Source organism: Streptomyces cadmiisoli, from assembly GCF_003261055.1.
Lineage (GTDB): Bacteria > Actinomycetota > Actinomycetes > Streptomycetales > Streptomycetaceae > Streptomyces > Streptomyces cadmiisoli.
The window spans coordinates 1,388,699-1,410,670 of record NZ_CP030073.1 but is presented as its reverse complement, the minus strand read 5'-3'; the positions used below and the strand labels follow the sequence as shown (position 1 = coordinate 1,410,670).

The 21,972-nt window shown below is 73.4% G+C and carries 21 protein-coding genes; 9 read left to right on the top strand and 12 right to left on the bottom strand.

The genetic code is table 11. From position 1 onward, the window contains the following. The first annotated feature begins 138 nt into the window (after positions 1-138). The 4 genes from DN051_RS05805 to DN051_RS05790 all read left to right on the top strand — a co-directional run bounded on the left by DN051_RS05805 (position 139) and on the right by DN051_RS05790 (position 4,899). Positions 139-828 carry a DUF899 domain-containing protein gene (locus DN051_RS05805; RefSeq protein ID WP_053757039.1) on the top strand — a complete coding sequence of 230 codons (690 nt, stop codon included), beginning with the start codon at positions 139-141 and terminating at the stop codon, positions 826-828. 139 nt (positions 829-967) lie between these two features. After that, positions 968-2,848, top strand: coding sequence for a Na+/H+ antiporter NhaA (gene nhaA / locus DN051_RS05800; RefSeq protein WP_112438150.1), 1,881 nt, complete (start codon positions 968-970; stop codon positions 2,846-2,848). A gap of 419 nt (positions 2,849-3,267) precedes the next feature. Then, entirely contained in the window at positions 3,268-4,446 is a 1,179-nt protein-coding gene (locus DN051_RS05795; RefSeq protein WP_053757038.1) for a MalY/PatB family protein, read from the top strand. Between the two features lie 69 nt (positions 4,447-4,515). Beyond that, positions 4,516-4,899 carry a PPOX class F420-dependent oxidoreductase gene (locus DN051_RS05790; protein WP_112438149.1) on the top strand — a complete coding sequence of 128 codons (384 nt, stop codon included), beginning with the start codon at positions 4,516-4,518 and terminating at the stop codon, positions 4,897-4,899. A 108-nt stretch (positions 4,900-5,007) separates the two neighbouring features. Here the strand turns inward: DN051_RS05790 and DN051_RS05785 are convergent, their stop codons facing one another. Next, on the bottom strand, positions 5,008-5,421 hold the full coding sequence (locus DN051_RS05785) for a Zn-ribbon domain-containing OB-fold protein (RefSeq protein ID WP_112438148.1): 414 nt from the start codon (positions 5,419-5,421) through the stop codon (positions 5,008-5,010). Between the two features lie 314 nt (positions 5,422-5,735). After that, positions 5,736-6,446: an STAS domain-containing protein gene (locus tag DN051_RS05780; RefSeq protein ID WP_079000405.1), complete on the bottom strand. Its 711-nt coding sequence runs from the start codon at positions 6,444-6,446 to the stop codon at positions 5,736-5,738. 131 nt (positions 6,447-6,577) lie between these two features. On the opposite strand from DN051_RS05780, the gene DN051_RS05775 reads away from it, so the two are divergent. Next, positions 6,578-6,928: a winged helix-turn-helix domain-containing protein gene (locus DN051_RS05775; protein WP_053757035.1), complete on the top strand. Its 351-nt coding sequence runs from the start codon at positions 6,578-6,580 to the stop codon at positions 6,926-6,928. A gap of 69 nt (positions 6,929-6,997) precedes the next feature. Here DN051_RS05775 and DN051_RS05770 read toward each other — a convergent pair whose 3' ends face one another. From DN051_RS05770 to DN051_RS05755, 4 genes are all read right to left on the bottom strand, one after another. Continuing rightward, positions 6,998-7,378: a hypothetical protein gene (locus DN051_RS05770; protein WP_199314894.1), complete on the bottom strand. Its 381-nt coding sequence runs from the start codon at positions 7,376-7,378 to the stop codon at positions 6,998-7,000. 345 nt (positions 7,379-7,723) lie between these two features. After that, positions 7,724-8,644: a MurR/RpiR family transcriptional regulator gene (locus tag DN051_RS05765; protein ID WP_053757034.1), complete on the bottom strand. Its 921-nt coding sequence runs from the start codon at positions 8,642-8,644 to the stop codon at positions 7,724-7,726. A 100-nt stretch (positions 8,645-8,744) separates the two neighbouring features. Continuing rightward, positions 8,745-10,274 (bottom strand): glycosyltransferase family 39 protein, encoded by a 1,530-nt coding sequence (locus tag DN051_RS05760; protein ID WP_112442089.1) that lies wholly within the window; start codon positions 10,272-10,274, stop codon positions 8,745-8,747. A 566-nt stretch (positions 10,275-10,840) separates the two neighbouring features. After that, on the bottom strand, positions 10,841-11,485 hold the full coding sequence (locus tag DN051_RS05755) for a nucleoside/nucleotide kinase family protein (protein WP_112438147.1): 645 nt from the start codon (positions 11,483-11,485) through the stop codon (positions 10,841-10,843). Between the two features lie 185 nt (positions 11,486-11,670). Between DN051_RS05755 and DN051_RS05750 the strand changes: the two genes are divergently transcribed. From DN051_RS05750 to DN051_RS05735, 4 genes are all read left to right on the top strand, one after another. Next, complete coding sequence (locus tag DN051_RS05750; protein ID WP_053757033.1) at positions 11,671-12,411, top strand: HAD family hydrolase; 741 nt, start codon at positions 11,671-11,673, stop codon at positions 12,409-12,411. Then, a complete protein-coding gene (locus DN051_RS05745; RefSeq protein ID WP_112438146.1) occupies positions 12,408-14,750 on the top strand; it encodes a glycoside hydrolase family 65 protein in 2,343 nt (780 codons plus the stop codon). Before DN051_RS05750 ends, DN051_RS05745 begins: the two co-directional genes overlap by 4 nt. 303 nt (positions 14,751-15,053) lie before the next feature. Then, entirely contained in the window at positions 15,054-16,031 is a 978-nt protein-coding gene (locus tag DN051_RS05740) for a lysylphosphatidylglycerol synthase domain-containing protein (RefSeq protein ID WP_112438145.1), read from the top strand. 207 nt (positions 16,032-16,238) lie between these two features. Beyond that, entirely contained in the window at positions 16,239-16,481 is a 243-nt protein-coding gene (locus tag DN051_RS05735; RefSeq protein ID WP_053757030.1) for a DUF6411 family protein, read from the top strand. Positions 16,482-16,582: 101 nt separating this feature from the next. Here the strand turns inward: DN051_RS05735 and DN051_RS05730 are convergent, their stop codons facing one another. From DN051_RS05730 to DN051_RS05705, 6 genes are all read right to left on the bottom strand, one after another. Further along, positions 16,583-16,798: a hypothetical protein gene (locus DN051_RS05730; protein WP_199314976.1), complete on the bottom strand. Its 216-nt coding sequence runs from the start codon at positions 16,796-16,798 to the stop codon at positions 16,583-16,585. 62 nt (positions 16,799-16,860) lie between these two features. Further along, positions 16,861-17,592 (bottom strand): Type 1 glutamine amidotransferase-like domain-containing protein, encoded by a 732-nt coding sequence (locus DN051_RS05725; RefSeq protein WP_234388664.1) that lies wholly within the window; start codon positions 17,590-17,592, stop codon positions 16,861-16,863. A gap of 38 nt (positions 17,593-17,630) precedes the next feature. Continuing rightward, a complete protein-coding gene (gene sthA / locus DN051_RS05720) occupies positions 17,631-19,034 on the bottom strand; it encodes a Si-specific NAD(P)(+) transhydrogenase (protein ID WP_053757028.1) in 1,404 nt (467 codons plus the stop codon). Between the two features lie 149 nt (positions 19,035-19,183). Next, the gene (locus DN051_RS05715) at positions 19,184-19,390 is read right to left on the bottom strand and encodes a hypothetical protein (RefSeq protein ID WP_053757027.1); all 207 of its coding nucleotides are present in this window, start codon (positions 19,388-19,390) and stop codon (positions 19,184-19,186) included. Positions 19,391-19,640: 250 nt separating this feature from the next. Next, complete coding sequence (locus DN051_RS05710; protein ID WP_112438144.1) at positions 19,641-20,786, bottom strand: PP2C family protein-serine/threonine phosphatase; 1,146 nt, start codon at positions 20,784-20,786, stop codon at positions 19,641-19,643. A 74-nt stretch (positions 20,787-20,860) separates the two neighbouring features. Further along, positions 20,861-21,745 (bottom strand): Gfo/Idh/MocA family protein, encoded by an 885-nt coding sequence (locus tag DN051_RS05705; protein WP_053757133.1) that lies wholly within the window; start codon positions 21,743-21,745, stop codon positions 20,861-20,863. Positions 21,746-21,972: the final 227 nt, after the last annotated feature.

Sequence of the window (21,972 nt, the reverse complement as noted above, 5' to 3'; positions counted from 1 at the left end):
GGGTCCGTGCGCGGTTCACCGGGGTGCGCCCGGGCCGACCGCGTCCGACCCTGGAATCGAGGGCGCCGAGGGCGCCCGGCCCTCCCGCCCGCCCGGCGCGGGGCCCGGACCGGACTCGAGGACGAAGGCGGCACCGGCATGAAGACACCCCCGATCGTTTCGCCGCAGGAATGGGACGCAGCCCGCTCGCGGCTCCTCCAGGCGGAGAAGCAGCTGACCCGGGCCCGTGACGCCCTGGCCGCCCAACGCCGGCGGATGCCGTGGCAGGCCGTGGAACAGGAGTACGCGTTCGACGGGCCCGGCGGCAGGCGGAGTCTGCCGGACCTGTTCGACGGGCGCCGCCAGCTCGTCGTCTACCGCGCCTTCTTCGAGCCCGGTGTGACCGGCTGGCCCGACCACGCCTGCCCCGGCTGCTCCATGGTGGCCGACCACATCGGCAACCTCGCCCACCTCAACGCCCGCGACACCACCCTCGTCCTCGCCTCGCGGGCCCCTCAGCCGGAGATCGAACGGGTCAAGGAGCGGATGGGCTGGTCGATGCCCTGGTACACGATCACCGACGGCTTCGACACCGACTTCGGTGTGGACGAGTGGCACGGGACCAACGCGTTCATCCGCGACGGCGACCGGGTCTTTCGCACGTACTTCATCAACGCCCGCGGCGACGAGGCGCTCGGCAGCACGTGGAGCTATCTCGACATGACCGCGCTGGGACGGCAGGAGACCTGGGAGGACTCACCCGAGGGCTATCCCCAGACCCCGCCCTACGAGTGGTGGAACTGGCACGACGAGTACGGCACCACCGAGCGGGCGGAGCCGACCGGGTGAACGCCGGGCCGCTCCGCCGGCCGGCGACGGAGGCGGTCGCCGGCCGTCCCGCCCGCCATCGCTCCGGCGCGGCGGCGGAGGCCGTGCCCCGGATGTGACACCGTGGGCGAGCGAGACCTGAGTGACCGAGGATCCGTCCATGTCCATGCCAGCCGGTGACTTCACGGCGCAGACCGCGTCCGAGGCCGAATCGCATTCCCCGCTGCGCGACTTCCTGCGCACCGAGACCGGCAGCGCCGCCGTGCTGGTGGCGGCGGCCGTCGTGGCCCTCGTGTGGGCCAACGTGGCGCTCGCGGACTACGAGGCGTTCTGGCGGACCCACCTGTCGGTCGAGGCCGGTTCCTACGGCATCTCCCTCGAACTGCGGGAGTGGGTCAACAGCGGGCTGATGACGCTGTTCTTCTTCGTCGTGGGCCTGGAAGCGCGCCGTGAGTTCGACATGGGCGAGCTGCGCGACCGCAGACAGCTCGCCCTTCCGATCGCGGCGGGCGTGTGCGGCATGCTCGTGCCGGTCGCCCTCTACCTGGTGATCAACGCGGGCCGGGAGACGGCGCAGGGCTGGGGTGCGGCCATGTCCACCGACACCGCCATCGCCCTGGGCATGCTGGCCGTCGTCGGCCGCCGGATGCCGCCGGGCCTGCGGGTCCTCATCCTCTCGCTCACGGTGATCGACGACTTCCTGGCCCTCGCCGTGATCGCCGTCGCCTACAGCGACCGCATCTCGGTGCCCGCGCTGCTGACGGCGGTCGGCGTGTTCGTGACGGTGCTGGTGTTCCGGCGGTACGGGATCACCCGGGGCGTCGTGTACGCGCTGCTGGCCCTCGTCGCCTGGATCGCGCTGCTCGAATCCGGAGTCGACCCGGTGGTCATCGGACTCGCGATGGGACTGATCACCTACGCCTACCCCGCCTCGCGCTCGGACCTGGAACACGCGACCGGACTGTTCCGGCTGTTCCGCGAGCAGCCCACACCGGAGCTGGAGCGCCTGGTGCGCGAGGGGATCGCCTCGGCGATCTCACCGAACGACCGGCTCCAGCGCATGTACCACCCGTGGACCAGCCATGTCGTCGTCCCGCTGTTCGCCCTGGCCAACGCCGGGATCCCGGTCGGCGGCGAGGAGCTCGCGCGGGCCTTCGCCTCACCCGTCACGCTGGGCATCCTGGTCGCCTTCGTCCTCGGCAAGCCGATCGGCATCGTCGGGGCGTCCGCGCTGGCGGCTTTCCTGAGCCGGGGCCGGATCCAGCTGCCGGTCGGCTGGGGCGCCCTGATCACGGCGGGCACCCTGGCCGGGGTCGGGTTCACGGTCTCGCTGCTGATCGCCACCCTCGCCTTCGACGGCACCCGGCTGGAGGACGCCAAGATCGGCATCCTCGCGGCGGTGGTGTGCTCCTTCGTCCTCAGCCAGGCCGTCACGGCGCTGATCGGTCTGCTGCCGCGGCGGGTGCGGCTGCGGGCGCTGGTGGGGGAGGCAGACATGATCATCGACCTGGCGGTACCCGTCGACCCGGACCGGGACCACTTCCGCGGCCCGCGCGACGCCCCGGTGACCCTGGTGGAGTACGGCGACTACGAGTGCCCGCACTGCGGGCGGGCGGAAACCGTCGTCCGCGAGCTGCTCGGCGACTTCCGGGATTTGTGCTACGTGTGGCGGCACCTGCCCCTGACCGATGTGCACGTGCACGCCCAGCTCGCCTCCGAGGCCGCCGAAGTGGCCGGACTGCAGGGCCGGTTCTGGGACATGCACGACGTGCTGATCAGCCATCAGGGCGCGCTCCGGTTCGACGACCTGCGAGGGTACGCGGCTGACCTCGGACTCGACCCCGAACGCTTCGAACGGGACCTGCGCGCCAGGGCGGGCGCCGTACGGGTCGCGGAGGACGCCGAGTCGGCCGACCTCAGCGGCGTCGTCGGGACGCCCACCTTCTTCGTCAACGGCCGCAGGCACCACGGCGCCTACGACGTCGAGAGCCTGTCCGCGGCGGTCCGAGCCGCCCGCGAACGAGCCGCCGTCGCCGCCTAGGGGAAGGCAGCCCGTGCCGTCCCCCCGTCCCCCCGGCGCGCCGGGCGGGCCCGCCGGGGGCCTCACCCGATCGGCGGCACCGCCGCGCGCGGCGGACGTCCCTGCGTTAGCGTCGGACTCGAGCACGCCGCCCGGCACGGGTGGCGGCCCGCGTTGGTGGTCCAAGGCAAGACGCCCTGCTTCCTGCGGGGAGATGCAGGTGCAAGGCCTGCCCAACGCTCGATCGAGGCCGGTGCCGGTCGTCGTCGGTCCTGGTCCGTGACGTGTCGTCACGCAGGGGACGGATCACGCACGGTGACACCGCACCGGCCTCGTCCGCGCCCGGCCGGCCCGCACGGCGACAACCGGGCCCACACCGACGTACCGCCCCGGGCGTCCCACCGATTCCCGGTCGCACCGCGGCCCCCTATCTTGGGCCCATGACCAGGATCCCGCACGAGACGTCCGGTGAACCGAACCCGCTGCGCGCCCTCGGCCTGGACACTCTTCGGCGCCGTACGAGCATGAAGTGGCGCACCTACCCCGAGGACGTGCTTCCGCTGTGGGTGGCCGAGATGGACGTACCGCTCGCCGAACCCGTGGTGCGCGCGGTCACCGACGCGCTGGCGCTCGGCGACACGGGCTACCCGGCGGGCACCGCCTACGCCGAGGCGCTGGCCGACTTCGCCGGGAAGCGCTGGGGCTGGGCCGGACTCGCGGTGGAGCGCACCGCGATCGTGCCGGACGTGATGCTCGGCGCGGTGGAGATGATCAAGCTGGTGACCGGGCCGGGGGACGCGGTGGTGGTCAACACCCCCGTCTATCCGCCGTTCTTCGAGTTCGTGACGCACATGGACCGGCAGGTGGCGCAGGCCCCGCTCGGCCCCGACCTGCGGATCGACCCCGGCACCCTGGAGGAGTCGTTCCGGCGTGCCGTCGCGGACGGACGGCGGGCCGCGTTCCTGCTGTGCAGCCCGCACAACCCGACCGGCACCGTGCACACCGCCGAGGAACTGTCCACCGTGGCACGCCTCGCCGAGCGGTACGGCGTGCGGGTGGTCGCCGACGAGATCCATGCCCCGCTCGTCCTCGACGGAGCCGACTTCGTGCCGTATCTGAGCGTCCCGGGCGGCGAGAGCGGGCTGTCGCTGATGTCGGCGTCCAAGGCGTGGAACCTGGCCGGGCTCAAGGCGGCCCTCGCCATCGCCGGGCCGGCCGCGGGCGCCGATCTCGCCCGGCTGCCCGAGGAGGTCAGCCACGGCCCCAGCCATCTCGGCGTCATCGCCCACAGCGCGGCCCTGCGCGACGGGAACGCCTGGCTGGACGCCCTGCTGGCGGGCCTCGACGACAACCGGAGCCTGCTGTCGGACCTGTTGGCGGAGTATCTGCCGGGGATCGTGCACCGCCCGGGCGAGGCCACCTACCTCGCCTGGCTCGACTGCCGCGCCCTCGGCCTGGGCGACGACCCGGCCCAGGTCTTCCTGCACCGGGGCCGGGTCGCCCTCAACTCCGGCCTTCCGTTCGGCACGGGCGGGGCGGGCCATGTCCGGCTGAACCTGGCCACCGCACCCGAGGTGCTCACGGAGGCGGTACGGCGGATGGCGGCCGTTCTGGAGTGACCGCCGGACCGGCCGCCCGGGGCGTCGCCGGGCGGGCGGGACCCTCGCGACACGCCCTAGACTCACGGGATGGACGACACGTCGCTGGACCGCCTCGGCGCGGGCAAGTACCTGCTGGTGACCAGCTATCGCAAGAACGGGACCGGCGTGCCCACTCCGGTCTGGGTGGTGCGGGACGGCGACGCGCTCGGCGTCTGGACGACCGCCGACTCCTGGAAGGTCAAGCGGGTACGCAACCGCGCGGACGTCCTCGTCGGCCCCTGCGACCTGCGCGGCAACCCGACCGGGGATCCGGTGCCGGCCACCGCGGCGGTCGTCGACGCGGCGACCACCGCGCGCTACCGCACCCTCATCGCCCGCAAGTACGGCCTCGTCGGCCGGCTCACGCTGCTCGGCAGCCGGTTGCGGCGCGGCGTGAAGGGCACCGTCGGCATCCGGGTCACACTGGGGTGACTCTCCGGGGACCTCGGCCCGCCCGGAGTCCGTCCGGGCGGGCCGAGGTCCCGCTCGATGCGCGGACGGCGAGCCGCCGGTCAGGTCCGGGCGCCGCCGCCCGGCGGATCAGGTCCAGGCCCGGTACGGTTTGTCGACCAGCTGGAACACCGGCTCGCCGCGCACCGGGTCCTTCGTCGTCGACAGCCGTACCCGGTCGCCGCTGTGGATGCCCACGGGCGGCCCCATCACCCGGCCCCGCACGACGAACCCCTCCGCCATCTCGATCAGCGACACATTGCGCGCGGCGGGTGTGTTGCGGTTGACCACCGTGCTGTGGCGGACCGTGCCGATGCCCTCGCTGCGTTCGCTGTGCAGGTCGCTGCCCTGGCAGACCGGACACAGCAGACGGTGGTACATGGCGGTGCCGCACCAGGCGCAGCGCTGGAAGTGCATCGCGTCCGGGTCGTGGGACGTGGGTTCGAGGACGCCCGCCGCGGAACCGGACGACTGCTGGGCGACGCTTCCTGAGTGGTGGTACACGCTGGTCAACTCCCTGCGCTCGGCCGGAAATCCGCGTGCGCGGCGCACCGCGCACGCATGTGCCCGGCTCGATGTGCCACCGTGCACGGCCACAGCGTATGGCACTCAGTGCCACTCGTAAAGATACTCCGTACCATCAAATTGGAATCGAGTCCCGCTCGTGGGATCGGGCTCGTGCGGTGCGCCCCGGTGGATCCGGTCGGCCGTGCCGAGTGTCCCGGCGGTGCGGGTCGGCCCCGATGGCGTCGCACCCCGTTGCATGGCACGCAGTGCAGGAGTTGGGGGAGTCGAGGGCGGAGGGCCGGTGGCCCGGGTCAGGCGCCGTCGGGCTCGCCCGGTTCCTCGGTGAGCGAGGACAGGCGGTCCACCGCGTCGGCCACCTCGCGCCGCACCGGCTCGGACAGCGGCTCGCCCTGCACGGCCGTCACCAGGTCCTCGGCGAGACGGTGCAGTTTGGTGTTGGTGTTCTGCGAGACCGTCACCAGCACGTGCCAGGCGTCCTGCGGGCTCAGCCCGAACGTGGCCATCAGGACCCCGCGGGCCAGATCGATGGTGGGCCGGGTCAGCATGGCCCGGCGCAGCTGGACGACCTCGGCGCCCAGGGAGTGCTCACCGGTGCCGTCGGGGCCGGCGGGCAGGAACAGCGGCAGCGTGCCGGTCAGGGTGAACAGCCGCTCGACGACGGGGCCGAGGGCCCGCACCGTCACCGACTTGCCCTCGGCGACGGCCTGTTCGCGCAGGGCGAGCAGCACATTGAGGGTCGAGCAGTCGCAGAAGCCCACACCGCCGAGGTCCAGGTCCACGCCGTCCGGCGCCCCCGTGAGCGCCGCGCGCAGGGCGGCGTGCAGTTCATCGGCGAGCTGGAGGTCGAGTTCCCCGCGCACCACCACGACCGTGCGGGTGCCGTCGGCGCGGAGGCCGATCGACAGCGGCCGCGGCCTGCGAACCGCGGAGGTGCCGTCCGTTCCCGTGCGGGCGGGAGGGTCCCCCTGGGGGGACTGCGCCGAGAACGCAGGCTCCGGCATGGCCGACTCTCCTTCGACACTCCTGCCTGTCGTCCCCTCCAGACTCCGACCCGGACCGGAATACGTCAAGCGATACGCGAAATCGATTTCGCGTTTTTGTATGCGGGAACCCCCGGTCCTATGATTGGCGCATGGGTGGAGTGCCTGAGCCGCATACCGGATGGACCTTCATCACCAACCATGCCCGGGTGCTGGCCGCCATCGCCGACGATCACAACGCGCGCGTGCGGGACATCGCGGCGCACTGCCGGCTGACCGAGCGGGCCGTGCAGAAGATCATCGCCGATCTGGAGCAGGCCGGTTACCTGTCGCACCGGCGCGAGGGGCGCAGCAACTCGTACCGCATCGAGCCGAGCAAGGTGCTGCGTCATCCGGCGGAGGCGGGGCTGACCGTGGCCTCCCTGCTGGGGCTGCTCGTCCGGGACGAGGTGCATCGCGCGCGGGGTTCGGCGGACGGCCCGGCCGTCGGCCGCGAGGGCTGAGCGCCCGTCCGCGCGTGCTCGCCCGGGACGTGACGCGTCGTCCGGGCGGTGCGAGGGCCACGGCCCGGATCAGCGACCGGAGTTGTGCTCCACGAGTGCCTCGGTGACCGCACGCACGCTGCGTGCGATGTGCTGGAGCTGGAGCACCTCGGCGGCGTACAGCTTGATCGTGTGCTCGATGACCGACTCCGGCATGCCGAGCCTCGGCAGGTCGGCCCGCGCGGTCTGGAGCGCGGTGCGCGCCACCCGTATCTCGTGCTGGACCTGGATGTGCGCGTGGCGGGCGAGCAGTACGGGGTGGCGGATCAGGGCCGGATAGCCGGCGTAGCGGGCCGGCACCAGCTCGCGCAGCCAGCGGACCGCCGAGCGTTCCCAGTCGTAGCTGCCGGGCGTCTTGACCTGGCACGGCCAGTCCGGGCTGATGCGAGTGGACGTCAAAGGCATGATCATCGCTTCCGGTGTGCTGTGTCGCAGGGGTGGTGCGACCGAGTCGGGCGGCCCCGGCCCAGGGGATGACCGGGGCCGCCCCGTGCGAACACCCCGGGCACCGTCATGGGTAGGGGACGACGGCTTCGGGTGTCCGTGTGGGAGCCCGTCGACAGCGGTCGTCGCCGGCGCGGTGGAGTGTGCGGCATGCGCATGGGCGGACGGTCGGCTCTCATCGGGCGGGTGCGGATCCGCGAGCAGTATTTATATATGCCGTTCGCTTTGCAAGACGTATGAAAACATTCATGCGCGTTCTGATGTGAAAGATCCCTTTGTGCTGCCTTTCGGCAGGACGAAGGTGGCTGCCTGTCAGTCGCGCAGGAAGAAGTGGTGCTGGTCCGAGACCTGCTCGTACGCCTCCAGCCGGGCCTGTGTGCGCTCCGGGTCGGCGTCCGTCATGGCCTGGAGCAGCGCCGCCGCCATCACTCCGGGTGCGGCGTAGGAGTCGAAGACCAGCCGCGAGCCCGTCCCGGTGGCGAAGGTGACGTCCGCCTCGTCGGCCACGGGGCCGAGCGCCAGATCGGTGATCACGGCGACGCGCAGCCCGGCGCCGCGCGCCTGACGCACCGCGGCCAGCGTCTCCTGGGCGTGCCGGGGCAGTGAGAAGGCCAGCACCCAGGTGCCGCCCGCCTCGCGGGACTGGAGCAGCGCGTCGTAGGCCACGCTGCCGCCGCGGGTCACCAGCCGCACATCGGGGTGGATACGGCGTGCGGCGTAGGCGAAGTACTCGGCCAGGGACACGGAGATGCGCAGACCCAGCACCGTCAGCGGCGTCGACTCCGACAGTTCGCGGCCGACCTCGATGAGCCGGCCCGGGTCGGCGAAGTCCCGCCGGAGGTTCTCCAGGTTCTCGATCTCGGCGTCCACCGCGGCCTGGAGTTCGTTGCCGCGCTCCTCCTCGGCCGCGCCGCCGCCCGCGAACGTGCCGAGGGCGATGGCCTGGAGCTTCTCCCGCAGCGCCGGGTAGCCGCTGAAGCCCACCGCCGCGGCGAACCGGGTCACCGACGGCTGGCTGACGCCGACCCGGTCGGCGAGGTCGGTGATCGACAAGAACGCCGCTTCGGTGATGTGCTCGATCAGGTACTGCGCGATGCGCCGCTGCCCCGGCGACAGACGAGGCCGATCGAAAAGCTCCCTGAGCTGGGAGGTCGGGGCAGCCCCCGTTTCCGGAGCGGCCTTCCCAGAGGTGATCGCGGATGCCTGTGCGCGTGCCTGCTGAGGCGATGGCACCGGTGCGCCTCCTTTGTTTCCCACGGAGCTTCAACATAGCTCACGGACAGTGGCGGACAGGGCCGCACGGCACTGGTCGCGCACGCCCTCCAGGCTCTGTTCAACGGCGGTAGAGGGTGATCGAGTGCCCGACCTCGTCGACCGGCCTGCTGCTCGCGATCAGATCGGCCAGCCGCCCCGTCGCGGTGGCCGCCGCCGAGTCCGACACGACCAGCAGCCCGCGCACCCGGGCGGCGGGCACCCGCAGCGGATCGGCCGCCTCGATGCCGTAGTGGGAGGGCACCCCGCTGCCCTTGTACACGAGCCAGATCCGCTCGCCACCGTGGCGCTCGCGCAGCCGGTCGGCGAGCCGGCCGAGGTCCTGACCCCAGTCCACGTTGGAGTCGTGCAGCCGCAGCCGCGTCTTTCCGGGGCCGCCGAACGCCTCGTTGGAGTACGGCAGGTAGTAGGGGAAGGTGCGCAGGGAGCTGACCGCCACAAGGATCACCAGCGCGGTCGTCACGGCCGGTACCCGTCGCCACCTGGCGGCGAGGACACAACCGGCCGCCACGGCGAGGAACATCGGCAGGAAGAGGGCGTACCGGGTACCGAGGTCCCGGGAGCCCTGCACGGCCGCCGCCAGCAGCACGGCCGCGGGGGCGAGCACATAGAGGGCGGCCGCGCGCAGCCGCGGTACCGCCACGGTCGTCACGGCCCCGGCCGTCCACAGGACGAGCGTGCCGAGCGGGGTCTTCACCAGCAGCGCGACCGGCAGGTAGTACCAGAGGGAACCCGTGTAGCGGCGGCCGAGCAGGAAGCCGCGCCACGGCTTGTTCTCCAGCCCGAACTGGATGCGCATCCCGTCCCGGTACGCCTCCGGGAACGGCAGCAGGTCCACGAGATGGCCGCGCAGCCCGCGCACCGTCGGCACGTGCTGCTGGGGTGCCCAGCGCAACCGCGGATCGACCGTGAGGTACGCCGCCCACACGACGGCGACTGCGGCCAGCGCCGTCAGTGCGACGCCCTTCAGCAGCGCCCTCGGCCCGGCCCGGGTGCACCGCGTCGACAGCGCGGCGAGCCCCAGCAGCACCGGTACGGCCGCCAGCGCGCTCATCCTCGTCGCCAGGGCCGCCCCGAGCGCAGCGCCCGCGAGCGGCAGGTACCGCCACGGACGGAGCCGGGCCCGCCACAGCAGCCACACCGATGTCAGCAGGAACCCGGCCGCCGGGACGTCCAGCGTGGCCAGCGAGCCGTGCGCGACGACGTCCGGCGACAGCGTGTACAGGGCCAGAGCCACCAGTCCGCCCGCCGTGCCGGCCAGTTCCCGGGCGAAGACGAGGACGACCAGCCCGAACAGCAGCGTCAGCACGATCACCGGCAGCCGGGCGAACAGCATCAGCCGCCAGGGGTCGTTCCCGGCCTCGTACAGCAGGTGCCGCCCCAGGGCGGACTGGCCGCCCTCGAACGAGGGGTCCTGCCGCGGCTCGGCGAGCGCGACGCCGGCACCGACGATCAGCTTGCCCAGCGGCGGATGCTCCGGGTTGAGCCGCACCTCGTGCTCGCGCAGGTACTGGACCGCCGCGCCCACGTACACCGGTTCGTCGATCGTCGGCGTCTGCTGCACGGCGCAGGTCACCAGGGCGACGGCCATCTGGCCCAGGAGCAGCGCCGCGAGCAGCGGCGCCGTCCACCGCCCGCGGCCGATCCGGCGCGGGACGCGCGCCGTCGTCCGGCCCTCGCGGGCGTCGTCCGCGGGGCGCGGGGAGCGATCCGGAGCCCGCGGCACGGCGTCAACTCTCCCATCCGCTCCGGCCGGTGAGGGCGGCACGGCTTCGGAGGTCCTACCGGCGGACCGTCCGCCGTGCAGTGGGGTACGGATCGCGATGTGCCTGGGTTCAACGCGATTCGGCCGGACCCGTCGTTCATGCCCGGGTCGGTCACCGCGCCGCGGCCGGTCCGACGCGCGGCCGGGCCTGCCCCGCGGACACGGCGGACCGGCCCGTATCCACCCCACCGGCACGGCTCGTTGCACGGCTTCCCGGCCACCGGACGCGTACGACGCGGTCGTCGCCGACTCGACCGGGCAGGTGCCGACGCACCTCGCACCGGACGGAGGCCCCGCACACCCCCGCCCTGCAGAGGCGTTCACCGCCCCGCTCCGCGAACCGGCGGGCGACGCCTACGCGGAACCCGGGTCGAGGCCGGAGGCCCGAACGCTCACACCCGGTCCGTGGACACGACCAGATCGGCCCGGTCTCGTGTCGACGCCACCAGTTCGGCGTTGCGACGGTCCGGACCCAGCGCCCACGCCCGGGCCCCCGCCGGGTCCTTGCCGAACGCCTCGTGACGGGCGATCAGGCGGCGGAGCCGCTCGGGCTCGGCGAGTTCGCAGAACCACACCTCGTCCAACTGCGCGCGCACGCGCGCCCACGCCCCGGTCCCCAGCAGCAGGTAGTTGCCCTCGGTCACGATCAGACGGGCGGCCGGCGGCACCGGCACCGCACCCGCGATCGGCTGCTCCAGGACGCGTTCGAAGCCGGGCGCGTACACGGTCTCCTCGCCGTCGGCCTCCTCGCGCAGCCGTCGCAGCAGCGCCGCGTACCCGGCCGCGTCGAAGGTGTCAGGTGCCCCCTTGCGGTCCCGGCGGCCCAGCCGGTCCAGTTCGGTGTCCGCGAGGTGGAAGCCGTCCATCGGCACATGCGCCGCCCACGCCCGGCCCGTGCCGTTCAGTTCCCGCACCAGACGTTCGGTGAGCGTGGTCTTGCCCGCGCCGGGGCTGCCGGCCACACCGAGAACGGCCCGCCGGCCGTCGGCTGCCAGGCCCCGGGCGCGGGCCAGGAGGTCGTCGAAGGTCACCGGCACACGGGAGAGTGTGTCATCCGGGTGCGCCGCGACGGCGCCCGGGGACACCGCGCGACCGGCCGCGGCACGGAACGGCGGCCGCCCGGGCAGGCGCCCCGCCGTCCCGCTGCCGCCACCCGGTGGGAATCCGGCCCGTGTGGCCCCCGCCACCGGCTGGACGGCGCGGGGCGGGGAACCGTGTCCTTATGACGGAGCTCGGTCTTCCCGAAGAAATCCTGGCCTGCCTCTTCGACCTCGACGGGGTCGTCACCAAGACGGCCGCCGTCCACGCCGCCGCCTGGAAGGAGACGTTCGACGCCTTCCTGCGTGAACGCGACGGCGAGAGTTTCCAGCCGTTCGACGCCGTCGCCGACTACGACGAGTACGTCGACGGCCGCCCCCGCGCGGACGGCGTCCGCACCTTCCTCGCCTCGCGCGGCATCGACCTGCCCGACGGGCGGCCGGACGATCCGCCGGACGCGGCCACCGTGCACGGCGTCGGCAACCGCAAGAACGAACTCCTCCTGGAGAAGATCCGCACCGGCGGCGTCGAGGCCTACGACAGCACCCTGCGCTACATCGAGGCGGCCCGCGCGCGGGGCCTGCGCACCGCGATCGTCTCCTCCAGCGCCAACTGCCGCGACGTGCTGCGCGCCGTCGGCGCCGAGGACCTGTTCGAGGTGCGGATCGACGGCCTGGTCGCCGCCGAGCGCCGGCTGCCCGGCAAACCGCGTCCGGACACCTTCCTGGCCGCCGCCCGCGACCTCGGTGTCCCGCCGGGGCGGGCGGCCGTCTTCGAGGACGCGCTGGCCGGCATGGAGGCGGGCCGCGCGGGCGACTTCGGGTACGTCGTCGGCATCGACCGCACCGGACAGGCGCAGGCGCTGTACGCGCACGGAGCGGACGTCGTGGTGGGGGACCTCGCCGAACTGGGGGGCAAGGAGTGATCACACAGGGGGCGTACGCCGTGGAGCCGTGGACCGTGCGGGAGACCGACCTCGACCTCGACGTCCTGGCACAGAGCGAATCCGTGTTCGCCCTGTCCAACGGCCACATAGGCTGGCGCGGCAACCTCGACGAGGGCGAACCGCACGGCATGCCGGGCAGCTACCTCAACGGCGTCCACGAACTGCATCCGCTGCCGTACGCGGAAGCCGGGTACGGCTACCCGGAGTCCGGCCAGACCGTCATCAACGTCACCAACGGCAAGGTCCTCCGGCTGCTCGTCGACGACGAACCGTTCGATCTGCGGTACGGACGGCTCGTCTCGCACGAACGCACCCTCGACCTGCGCCGGGGCGTCCTGGAGCGGGTCTGCGAGTGGACCTCGCCGGCCGGTACGACGGTCCGGGTGCGCTCCACCCGGCTGGTCTCCCTCACCCAGCGGGCGATCGCGGCCGTGGCCTACGAGGTGGAGCCCGTCGACTGCCGGACCCGCGTGGTGATCCAGTCGGAGCTGGTCGCCAACGAGAGCCTGCCCGAACCGGACGGCGACCCGCGCGCGGCCCGCGCCCTGAAGTCGCCGCTGGAGCCGGAGGAGGACTTCGCGGTCGGCAGCCGGCTGCGCCTGGTGCACCGCACCCGGCGCAGCGGCCTGCGCGTCGCCGTGGCCGCCGACCACGTCGTCAGCGGCCCCGAGGGCACCACGACCAGCGGCGAGAGCAACGTCGACGTGGCCCGGCTGACCGTCACCTCCGTGCTCGAACCGGGCCGGCGGCTGAGGGTGGAGAAGCTGGTCGCCCACGGCTGGTCCGGCGCCCGGTCCCGGCCCGCGATGAGCGACCAGGTGGAGGCGGCGCTCGCGGCGGCGGCGCACGGCGGCTGGCAGGGCCTGCTGGACGAACAGCGCGCCCACCTCGAGGACTTCTGGTCGCGCGCCGACGTCGAGGTGGACGGCGACGAAAAGATCCAGCAGGCGGTCCGCTTCGCCCTCTTCCACGTCTTCCAGGCCGGCGCCCGCGCCGAGGGCCGGGCCATCCCCGCGAAGGGCCTGACCGGCTCCGGCTACGACGGACACGCCTTCTGGGACACCGAGACCTTCGTACTGCCGCTGCTGATCCACACCTCGCCCGGCGCCGTCGCCGAGGCGCTGCGCTGGCGGCAGAACACCCTGCCCGCCGCACGGGAGCGCGCCGCCCAGCTCGGCCTGCGCGGCGCCGCGTTCCCCTGGCGGACCATCGAGGGCTCGGAAGGCTCGGCGTACTGGCCGGCCGGCACCGCCGCCTTCCACGTCAACGCCGACATCGCCGCCGCCGCGGTCCGCTACGTCACGGCCACCGGTGACACGGACTTCGAACGCGACACCGCTGTCGAACTGCTGGTGGAGACGGCCCGGCTGTGGCGGTCGCTCGGACACCACGACCATGCCGGAGCCTTCCACGTCGACGGTGTCACCGGACCCGACGAGTACAGCGCCGTCGCCGACGACAACACGTACACCAACCTCATGGCACGGGCGAACCTGCTGGCCGCGGCCGACGTCGTCGAGCGCCACCCGGAACGGGCCGCGGTGCTCGGCGTCGACGACGAGGAGAGCGCCGCCTGGCGGGACGCGGCCGGCGCCATGACCGTCCCGTACAACCACGACCTCGGGGTCCACGAGCAGCACGCCGGGTTCACCCGCTACCAGCGCTGGGACTTCTCGGCGACCGGACCGGACCGGTACCCGCTGATGCTGCACTTCCCGTACTTCGACCTGTACCGCAAGCAGGTGGTCAAGCAGGCGGACCTGGTCCTTGCGATGTACACCTGCGGCAGCCACTTCGACGACGACCAGGTCGTCCGCAACTTCGCCTACTACGAACCGCTGACCGTCCGCGACTCCTCGCTCTCGGCGTGCTGCCAGGCCGTCGTCGCCGCGCAGGCCGGACACCTCGGCCTCGCCTACGACTACACCGTCGAGGCGGCCCTGATGGACCTGGCGGACCTGGCGCAGAACACCCGCGACGGGCTGCACATCGCGTCGCTGGCCGGCACCTGGACGGCGCTCGTCGCCGGGTTCGGCGGTATGCGCCTCGACGGCGGCACGCTCCGCTTCGCACCGCGGCTGCCCGAGCAGTTCAGCCGGCTGGCGTTCACCGTGCAGTTCCTGGACCGCCGGCTGCGGGTGGAGATCGCCCCGGACAAGGCCACGTACTCCCTGTCGGCCGGCCGCCCCCTGACGATCAGCCACCACGGCGAACCGCTCGCCGTGCGGCCCGACAGTCCCGTCGTCCGCACCGTCCCTCCGACGCCGCGGCGTTCGGCACCCGACCAGCCCCCGCACCGCAGGCCGAACTCCCGCTGACGCCGGGCCCGGCGAACGGTGCGGGTACACCGGCGGGCCGCCGAGGGGGCGGTCCGCCGGGCATTCGGGTGCGAGCGGCGCTGCGGACGCTCGCCACGTGGGTTAGTTTTTCCCTGTTTTCCCCGCTGTTGGCGTACCTCCTGTTTCCTCCTGTTTCCCGCTGTTTCCCGCTGTTTCCCTTGATCCTCCCGATGCCTGCCTGCCTTCTGCTCCTTCTTGCCCGTCTCTCTGTCTCCGCCCTCCGGTCACGTGACCGTGAGGGATGTCAGCAACCCTGTGAGCCGCGGGGGGAGGTTCCGGTCGATGACCGACGGCGTGCGCGTCACCCGCGCCGGGCCACCGCGCCCGGGTCCGTCCGGGACCCCGTCCGCCCGCGTGCGCGCCTGCTGGCCGGTTCTCCTCACGCTCGCCGTCCTGGTGGTCGCGGTCGTTCTCGCCCGGCGGCACTGGCCCGTGCTGGAGACCGGTGCCGGCCGGCTCGCCGTCGCCGACCACCCGTGGCTGCTGGCGGCCGCCGCGGCGGTGGTCACGACCTGGCTCTGTTCGGCGCTCGCCCAGCAGGGCGCCGTGGCGCAGCCGCTGCCCGCCGGGCGGCTGGTCGCGGCGCAGTTCGCCGCCTCGGCGGCCAACCACGTCCTGCCCGCGGGCCTCGGCGCCGGCGCGGTGAACCTGCGCTTCCTGATGCGCTGCGGACTGCCGGCCGCCCGGTCGCTGACCGCGCTCGCGGTGAAGACCGCGGCGGGCGGGATCGTCCGCGGCACCCTGATCGTCGTGCTCGCCCTCGCCTGTCCGGGGCTGCTGCATCTGCCGCGGGTCCCTGGCGCCTACGTCGCGGGCGGGCTCGCCGCGGTCTGCCTGGCAGCCGTGCCGACGGCGCGGCTCTGGCCCCGGTGCCGGTCGGCGGCGGCGAGGGTCACGGCGGACATCCGTGCCGTGCACGCCCTGCCGCGCCGGGCCGCCGCCCTGTGGGGCGGCTCGCTGGCCTTCGCCGCGCTGCACGCCCTCGTGGTGATCGCCGTCGCCCAGGCCGTCGGCCTGTCCCTGCCTCCCGTCCGGGTGGCCCTGGTGTACCTGGCGGCCAGTACCGCCGCCGCGCTGCTGCCCACCCCGGGCGGCCTGGGCTCGCTCGACGCGGCCCTGGCCCTCGCGCTCACCGTGGCCGGGGCTCCGGGCGCGGCGGCGGCCTCCGTGGTCCTCGGCTACCGGCTCCTGACCGTGTGGCTACCCCTGTTGCCGGGCCTGCTGGTGCTGGCGGTGCTGGTCCGGCGCAGGGCCCTGTGAGCGCACGGGGCGTTCCCGCCCGGCGGCTCCCGTCAGGAACCGGTCGAGGCGCAGCCCCTGGGGGAAGCGGCGCTGCGCGGGACGGGAACGCCGGACGTCCGCGCGGAACCGCCGGCCCGGGCAGGCGTGATGCTCGCCCGACGGGGCAAGCGAGGCGAAACGGGCCGTACGGTCCGTCGGCCGCAGCCGAGCAACCGGGAGGTTCCCGTGGTCATCGCCGTCGTCATCGGCGTGTGCGTGCTCATCGCCGTCCTCGCCTTCTTCGTCCCGCGTCTGTCCAGGCGCCCGCAGAGCGGCGCGCAGCGCACGCTGGGCTTCGGGGCCCGGGCCGGTTCGAAGGCCCCCGGACCGGTGGGGCGGCTGCTGAGCAGGCCGTTCAGCTCCAGTTCCCGCGCGGTCGGCCGCAGTGGCGCCGCGGGCCGCCGGGCCCGAGGCCGACTGCCGTTCTGACAGCCCGGCGCGCCGCCGCCCGGTGCGGCGGCGGAAGCCGCGCGGGTTCAGGACCTCGCGGTTCAGTTCCCGCGGTCGGTCTTCCGGCTCGGTCTCCCGGGTCAGGTCTCGCGGGGTGCGAAGAGTTCCAAGTGGCCGCAAGCCGGGCAGCGGTGGGCGTCGATCTGGTAGCGGGGGCGGCCGAAGCGCTTGGCGCCGCCGAAGATCCCGCGTTGCAGGGGACCGGGTATCCACCGCGCGTAGCCCCTGGAGTGTTCGCCGGCGTCCTCGATGAAGCCGGGTTCCAGACCGACCGCCTGGCACTGCGAGCACTTCATGTCCATAGCCGCACTGTAAGGGCGGGCACCGGGGGAGCCGGTCGCCGGCTACGGGATGTCGGTCACCGCGTACGGGTTTTCAGTACGCGCCCTTCGACAGCGCGCACCGAGGCCGAGCGGCCGTCCGCGGCCGGCTCGACCCGGTGCAGACGGGCGGCGGGGGCACGCGTCACGGTCTCGGTCAGCTCCCCGTCCGTGAACAGCGCCCCCACTCCGTCGTCCAGCGCCCACCCGGCGGGCAGCGCGCCGGTCGCCACGGCTTCCTGGTAGGAGGGGCGGCGACCCGGCTCGCTGTCGTAGTGAGGGCAGACCGAGCCGGGCAGCAGTCCCAGGCCGTCCCGCAGGACGCCCAGCGGGCCGAAGGAGTCGGTGTGGGACGCCTCGGCCCAGCAGTTGGCGCCGGCGCTGATTCCGCACAGCAGGGTGCCGCCCGCCCAGGCCTCGCGCAGCAGCCGGTCCACGCCGTGCGTGCGCCAGACGGCCAGCAGGTTCGCGGTGTTGCCGCCGCCGACGTACACGATGTCCTGGGCCGCCAGGAAGGACCGCAGCCCCCAGTCGTCGAGTTCCCGTCGGAACAGGGGCAGGACGGAGGGCTCGCACTCCCGCGGCCCGAACGCGCCGAGGAACCGCTCGACGTAGCCGGGCGCGTCCCCGCTCGCGGTGGGCACGAAGCACACCTTGGGCCGGGGGACGCGCGCGCAGCCGAGCACCCAGTCGTCCAGCAGGCCGTCCTCGTCGGTGGAGAAGCCGCCGCCGAGCAGGGCCAGACGGCGGGGGGCAGCGGACCGGGCCACGGGGGAGGCCTCCTCGGTGGTCGGGGACGGCCGGGCGGTCAGTCCGCGATGTGGTCGATCTGGCGGAGCTTGTTGGTGGCGTCCAGGGCCGCCACCTTGTAGGACTCCGCGAGCGTCGGGTAGTTGAACACGGCGTCGACGAGATAGTCCACCGTACCGCCGCATCCCATCACGGACTGGCCTATGTGGATCAGCTCGGTCGCTCCCGTGCCGAAGCAGTGCACACCCAGCAGCGTGCGGTCCTCGGGTGAGACGAGCAGCTTCAGCATGCCGTGCGAGTCGCCGATGATCTGCCCGCGCGCCAGTTCCCGGTAGCGGGAGACGCCGACCTCGAACGGCACCCGGTCCTCGGTGAGCTGATCCTCCGTCCGGCCCACGAAGCTGATCTCCGGGATGGTGTAGATGCCGATCGGCTGGAGGTTGTGCATCCGGCCCACCGGCTCCCCGCAGGCGTGATACGCCGCCGCCCGCCCCTGCTCCATCGACGTGGCGGCCAGCGCCGGATAGCCGATGACGTCGCCGACGGCGTAGATGTGCGGGACCTCGGTGCGGTAGTGCTCGTCCACCGCGATCCGGCCGCGCGGGTCCGCGGACAGCCCGGCCTTGCCGAGGTCGAGGTCGTCGGTCAGGCCCTGCCGTCCCGCGGAGTACATGACCGCGTCGGCCGGGATCTTCTTCCCGCTCTCCAGCACCGTGAGGGCACCGCGGGCGTGCCGCTCCACCGCGGCGACGGTCTCCCCGAACCGGAAGGTCACCGCGAGGTCCCGCAGGTGGTACTTCAGCGACTCGACGACCTCCACGTCGCACATGTCGAGCATCGCGGCCCGCTTCTCGACCACGGTCACCTTGCTGCCGAGCGCGGCGAACATCGAGGCGTACTCCATGCCGATCACACCGGCGCCGACGATCACCATGGACCGGGGAACCCGTTCGAGGGCGAGCACATTGTCCGAGTCCATGATCGTCCGTCCGTCGAACTCGACGCTGTCGGGACGGGCGGGCCGGGTGCCGGTGGCGATCACGATGTGCTCCGCGCCGATCAGCCGCTCCTGGCCGGTGACCTCGCGCAGCGCCACGGTGTGCGGGTCGACGAACCGGCCGGTGCCGGCGAACACGGAGACATGGTTGCGGGACAGCTGGCTGCGGATCACGTCGACCTCGCGGCCCACCACGTGCTGGGTGCGCGCGGTCAGGTCGGCGACCGTGATGTCCTCCTTGAGCCGGTAGCTCTGCCCGTAGAGGTCGCGCTGGGTGAGACCGGTCAGATACAGGACCGCCTCGCGCAGGGTCTTGGACGGAATGGTGCCGGTGTGGATGGAGACCCCGCCGACCATGTCGGGGCGGTCGACGACGGCGACCCTGCGGCCGAGCTTGGCCGCGGCGATGGCGGCCTTCTGGCCACCGGGACCGGATCCGAGGACGAGCATGTCGTAGTCGGGCACCCCCGGAGTCTGACAGCCGTACGCGCGCTCCGAAAGGGTGAACGGTCAACCGGCGCCGGGCTCAACTGCCCCCGGGCGCACGCCGATACGGCACGCGCGCCCGCCGGGGGAACGCGTCCACCCGTCCCCCCGGAAGGCAACCGCCGTGACTAAGGCAGCAGCTTGTCTATGGCCGCCGTCCCCTCCTGCGCCAGCTTGCGCCGGGCCCATTCCAGATTCTTCGGAGTGATGTCCTTGCCGGAGGCGAGCACCACGTCCTCCGGAGACACATCGGTGCCGGTGCGGGTGTGGAGCATGGAGTCGGGCGTGATGCGGTCCGTGACCGGCTTGGACGCGTCGGGCTGTGAGGTGGACATGATCTGTGCTCCTCCGGTCCGGGGGTCTGCCGGACCCGGTGGGTCGACACGGGTCCACTAACACCATTCATCCTCGGAGCGCAGCCTGCATCCGGAGCGGCCCCGGGCCGTCTCCCGCACCGGGCCGCCGGGATGATCGCCGGGGCGTCCCGCGTGACCCGCGACCGCGGGCGCGACCGGCGGGAACCGTCCGCGCGGGGGCGATCGCCGGGGCCGGAGCGGACCCTGAGCGCGGGCGCGACCGCCGAGGTCAGCGCGAACCGTGAGCGGAGGCGCGCTCGGCGGGGTCGGTGCGCGGCGGCGTCCGCGGAGCGAGGACGAGCATCGTGACGTCGTCGCGGATGGTCCAGCCGTTCCGCGCCAGATCCGTCCACACCCGGTCGGGCAGGGTGGCCGGGTCCGTCACGTCCAGCGCCGTCAGCCGTTCGGTCAGGGGGTAGAAGCCGCCGCCGCGGTCCCGGGCCTCCAGGACGCCGTCGGAGGTCAGCACGAGTGTGTCGCCCGGCTCCAGCGACACGGGGCAGGCGTTCGGGGGCGTACCCACCGCGACCCCGAGGCCGAGCGGCGAGCGGGGCTCGATCCCGATGTCGGCGGCCGTCCCGGCACGCAGCAGGACCGGCGGCGGATGGCCGCAGGTGATGATCCGCACGGACCGCGCGTCACGGGAGAACTCCAGCAGGACCGCGGTCGCGAACAGCTCGGCGTACTCCGCGTTCGCCGAGTCCACCGACAGCCGGCGGTCCAGCCGGCCGGCCACCGACTCCAGGTCCGGCTGGTCGAGCACCGCCTCCCGGAACGCGCCCAGCAGGGAGGCGACCGTGGCGACGGCCGCCAGACCGTGCCCCTGGACGTCGCCCAGCACGGCGCGCACCCCGTACGGCCCCTCGCGCACATCGTAGAAATCCCCGCCGACCAGCGTCCCGCGCTCCGCCGCCCGGTACAGGCCCCAGCACCGCACCGGACCGACCGCTTCCGGCATCGGCGGCAGCAGGGCCCGCTGCGCCGCCTCGGCCGTGGTCCGCTCGATGTCGAGCTGGGCGTCGCGGTGACTGCGCACGAAGGACACGAACACGCTCAGCACGGCGACGAACGTGATGGTCAGCAGGTCGGTGTTGCCCGGCCGGTTCAGCTGGAGGTGCGGCAGGTTCAGCAGCACGATGGCCACCCCGCCGAGGAGCGCGGTCGCCAGCGGCCCGTACGACAGCACGGCCAGCGGCGGGATGGCACCCAGCAGAAAACCGATGTCGAGCGGCGACTCGCTGATCGACGTGGCCACGGCCACGCCCACGATCAGGAGGACCGGCAGCACCCGCACCCAGCGCGGGGGCGGCGCGCCCCTGAGCCAGCTCCGCCGCTCCCGGTGCCCCACGGGTGGCGGGTCGGACGTCTTCTCCACACCACCACGCTGCTACGCCGGGTCGTACGCCGCACGCCGGGGCGGCCACCGGGGCCGCCGCCGGCGCCGCGCGCTCACGCGCTGCCCAGCGTCTCCTCCACCGAGGCGAGGATCTCGGTGACGCGCAGCGCGAACGCCGCGTCGCACGGGTGCGGCCGGCCGGTGTCGGCGGCGGTGCGGAGCGCGTCGATCGCGCGGGCGAACGCGGGCAGCGCGCCCTCCGAGCTTGCCGGCAGCGTCGTCACACCCGCGGTGCCGCGCAGCTCGACGAAGTTCCCCGCCGCCTCGGCCGGAGCGGTCAGGCTGAGGGCGAGCGAGCTGGAGGCGCCGCCGGCGTGGTCCAGGACCACATGGACGAGGTCCTCCGGCCCGCGTGCGGCGGCCGTCACACGGGTCACGTCGCCGAGGACGGGCAGCAGCACGGACAGGGCGTGCGGGCCGACGTCCCACAGGCCGCCCTTCTCCCGCCGCCACGGCGAGGCCGCGAACGGGCTGTCCCCGCCCGAGAACACCGCGCCGAGCCACTGCGCCCGCGCGACGAACCAGCCGTCCCGCTCGGACTGCTCGGTGATCCACGCCGCGGGCTCGGACAGGAAGCGCGTGGTGAAGAAGACGACCGAGGCGACCCCGCCGGCACGCGCGGCGTCGACCACGGCCCGGCCGCCCTCGACCGTCTCCGCGATCGGCTTGTCCAGCAGCAGATGGCGGCCGGCCCGGGCGGCCCGGGCGGCGAGGTCGGCCTGGATCGCCGGCGGCAGCGCGACGGCGACCGCGTCGACATCGGCGAGCAGGGCGTCGACGTCGTCGTACGCGCGCGTGCCATGGCGGTCGGCCAGTTCCTTCGCGGCCTCCGGGCGCCGCCCCCACACGCCGACGAAGTCCACCCCCTCGTGCGCGTCGAGGGCCGGGGCATGCACCATCTGCGCCCACGGGCCGGTGCCGAGCAGTCCGAAACGCATCACGGGTCGCCTCTCCACAGTGCCGAAACGTTCATCGGCCGACGTCACGAGGCCGGCCGCAGGTGAGCGTGTCACACGCACGGGTGACAGGACACAGCGGGTCGCGGTCGGGCCCGCTTCGAGACCGGTGACTTCGCCGGTGCCCGCGCCGCGGGTGCGCGCCGACAGTGGCACGGCCAGCCAGTCGGCGGCGTCCACCGGTCCACGGAACGCACCCCATGTCCGCG

Excerpts from the sequence above, each read along its gene's own strand:
- DN051_RS05805 (WP_053757039.1), top strand. The coding sequence starts at position 139 with ATGAAGACACCCCCGATCGTTTCGCCGCAGGAATGGGACGCAGCCCGC.
- nhaA (WP_112438150.1), top strand. The coding sequence starts at position 968 with ATGTCCATGCCAGCCGGTGACTTCACGGCGCAGACCGCGTCCGAGGCC.
- DN051_RS05795 (WP_053757038.1), top strand. The coding sequence starts at position 3,268 with ATGACCAGGATCCCGCACGAGACGTCCGGTGAACCGAACCCGCTGCGC.
- DN051_RS05790 (WP_112438149.1), top strand. The coding sequence starts at position 4,516 with ATGGACGACACGTCGCTGGACCGCCTCGGCGCGGGCAAGTACCTGCTG.
- DN051_RS05780 (WP_079000405.1), bottom strand. The coding sequence starts at position 6,446 with ATGCCGGAGCCTGCGTTCTCGGCGCAGTCCCCCCAGGGGGACCCTCCC.
- DN051_RS05775 (WP_053757035.1), top strand. The coding sequence starts at position 6,578 with ATGGGTGGAGTGCCTGAGCCGCATACCGGATGGACCTTCATCACCAAC.
- DN051_RS05770 (WP_199314894.1), bottom strand. The coding sequence starts at position 7,378 with ATGATCATGCCTTTGACGTCCACTCGCATCAGCCCGGACTGGCCGTGC.
- DN051_RS05760 (WP_112442089.1), bottom strand. The coding sequence starts at position 10,274 with ATGGCCGTCGCCCTGGTGACCTGCGCCGTGCAGCAGACGCCGACGATC.
- DN051_RS05750 (WP_053757033.1), top strand. The coding sequence starts at position 11,671 with ATGACGGAGCTCGGTCTTCCCGAAGAAATCCTGGCCTGCCTCTTCGAC.
- DN051_RS05740 (WP_112438145.1), top strand. The coding sequence starts at position 15,054 with ATGACCGACGGCGTGCGCGTCACCCGCGCCGGGCCACCGCGCCCGGGT.
- DN051_RS05730 (WP_199314976.1), bottom strand. The coding sequence starts at position 16,798 with ATGAAGTGCTCGCAGTGCCAGGCGGTCGGTCTGGAACCCGGCTTCATC.
- DN051_RS05715 (WP_053757027.1), bottom strand. The coding sequence starts at position 19,390 with ATGTCCACCTCACAGCCCGACGCGTCCAAGCCGGTCACGGACCGCATC.
- DN051_RS05705 (WP_053757133.1), bottom strand. The coding sequence starts at position 21,745 with ATGCGTTTCGGACTGCTCGGCACCGGCCCGTGGGCGCAGATGGTGCAT.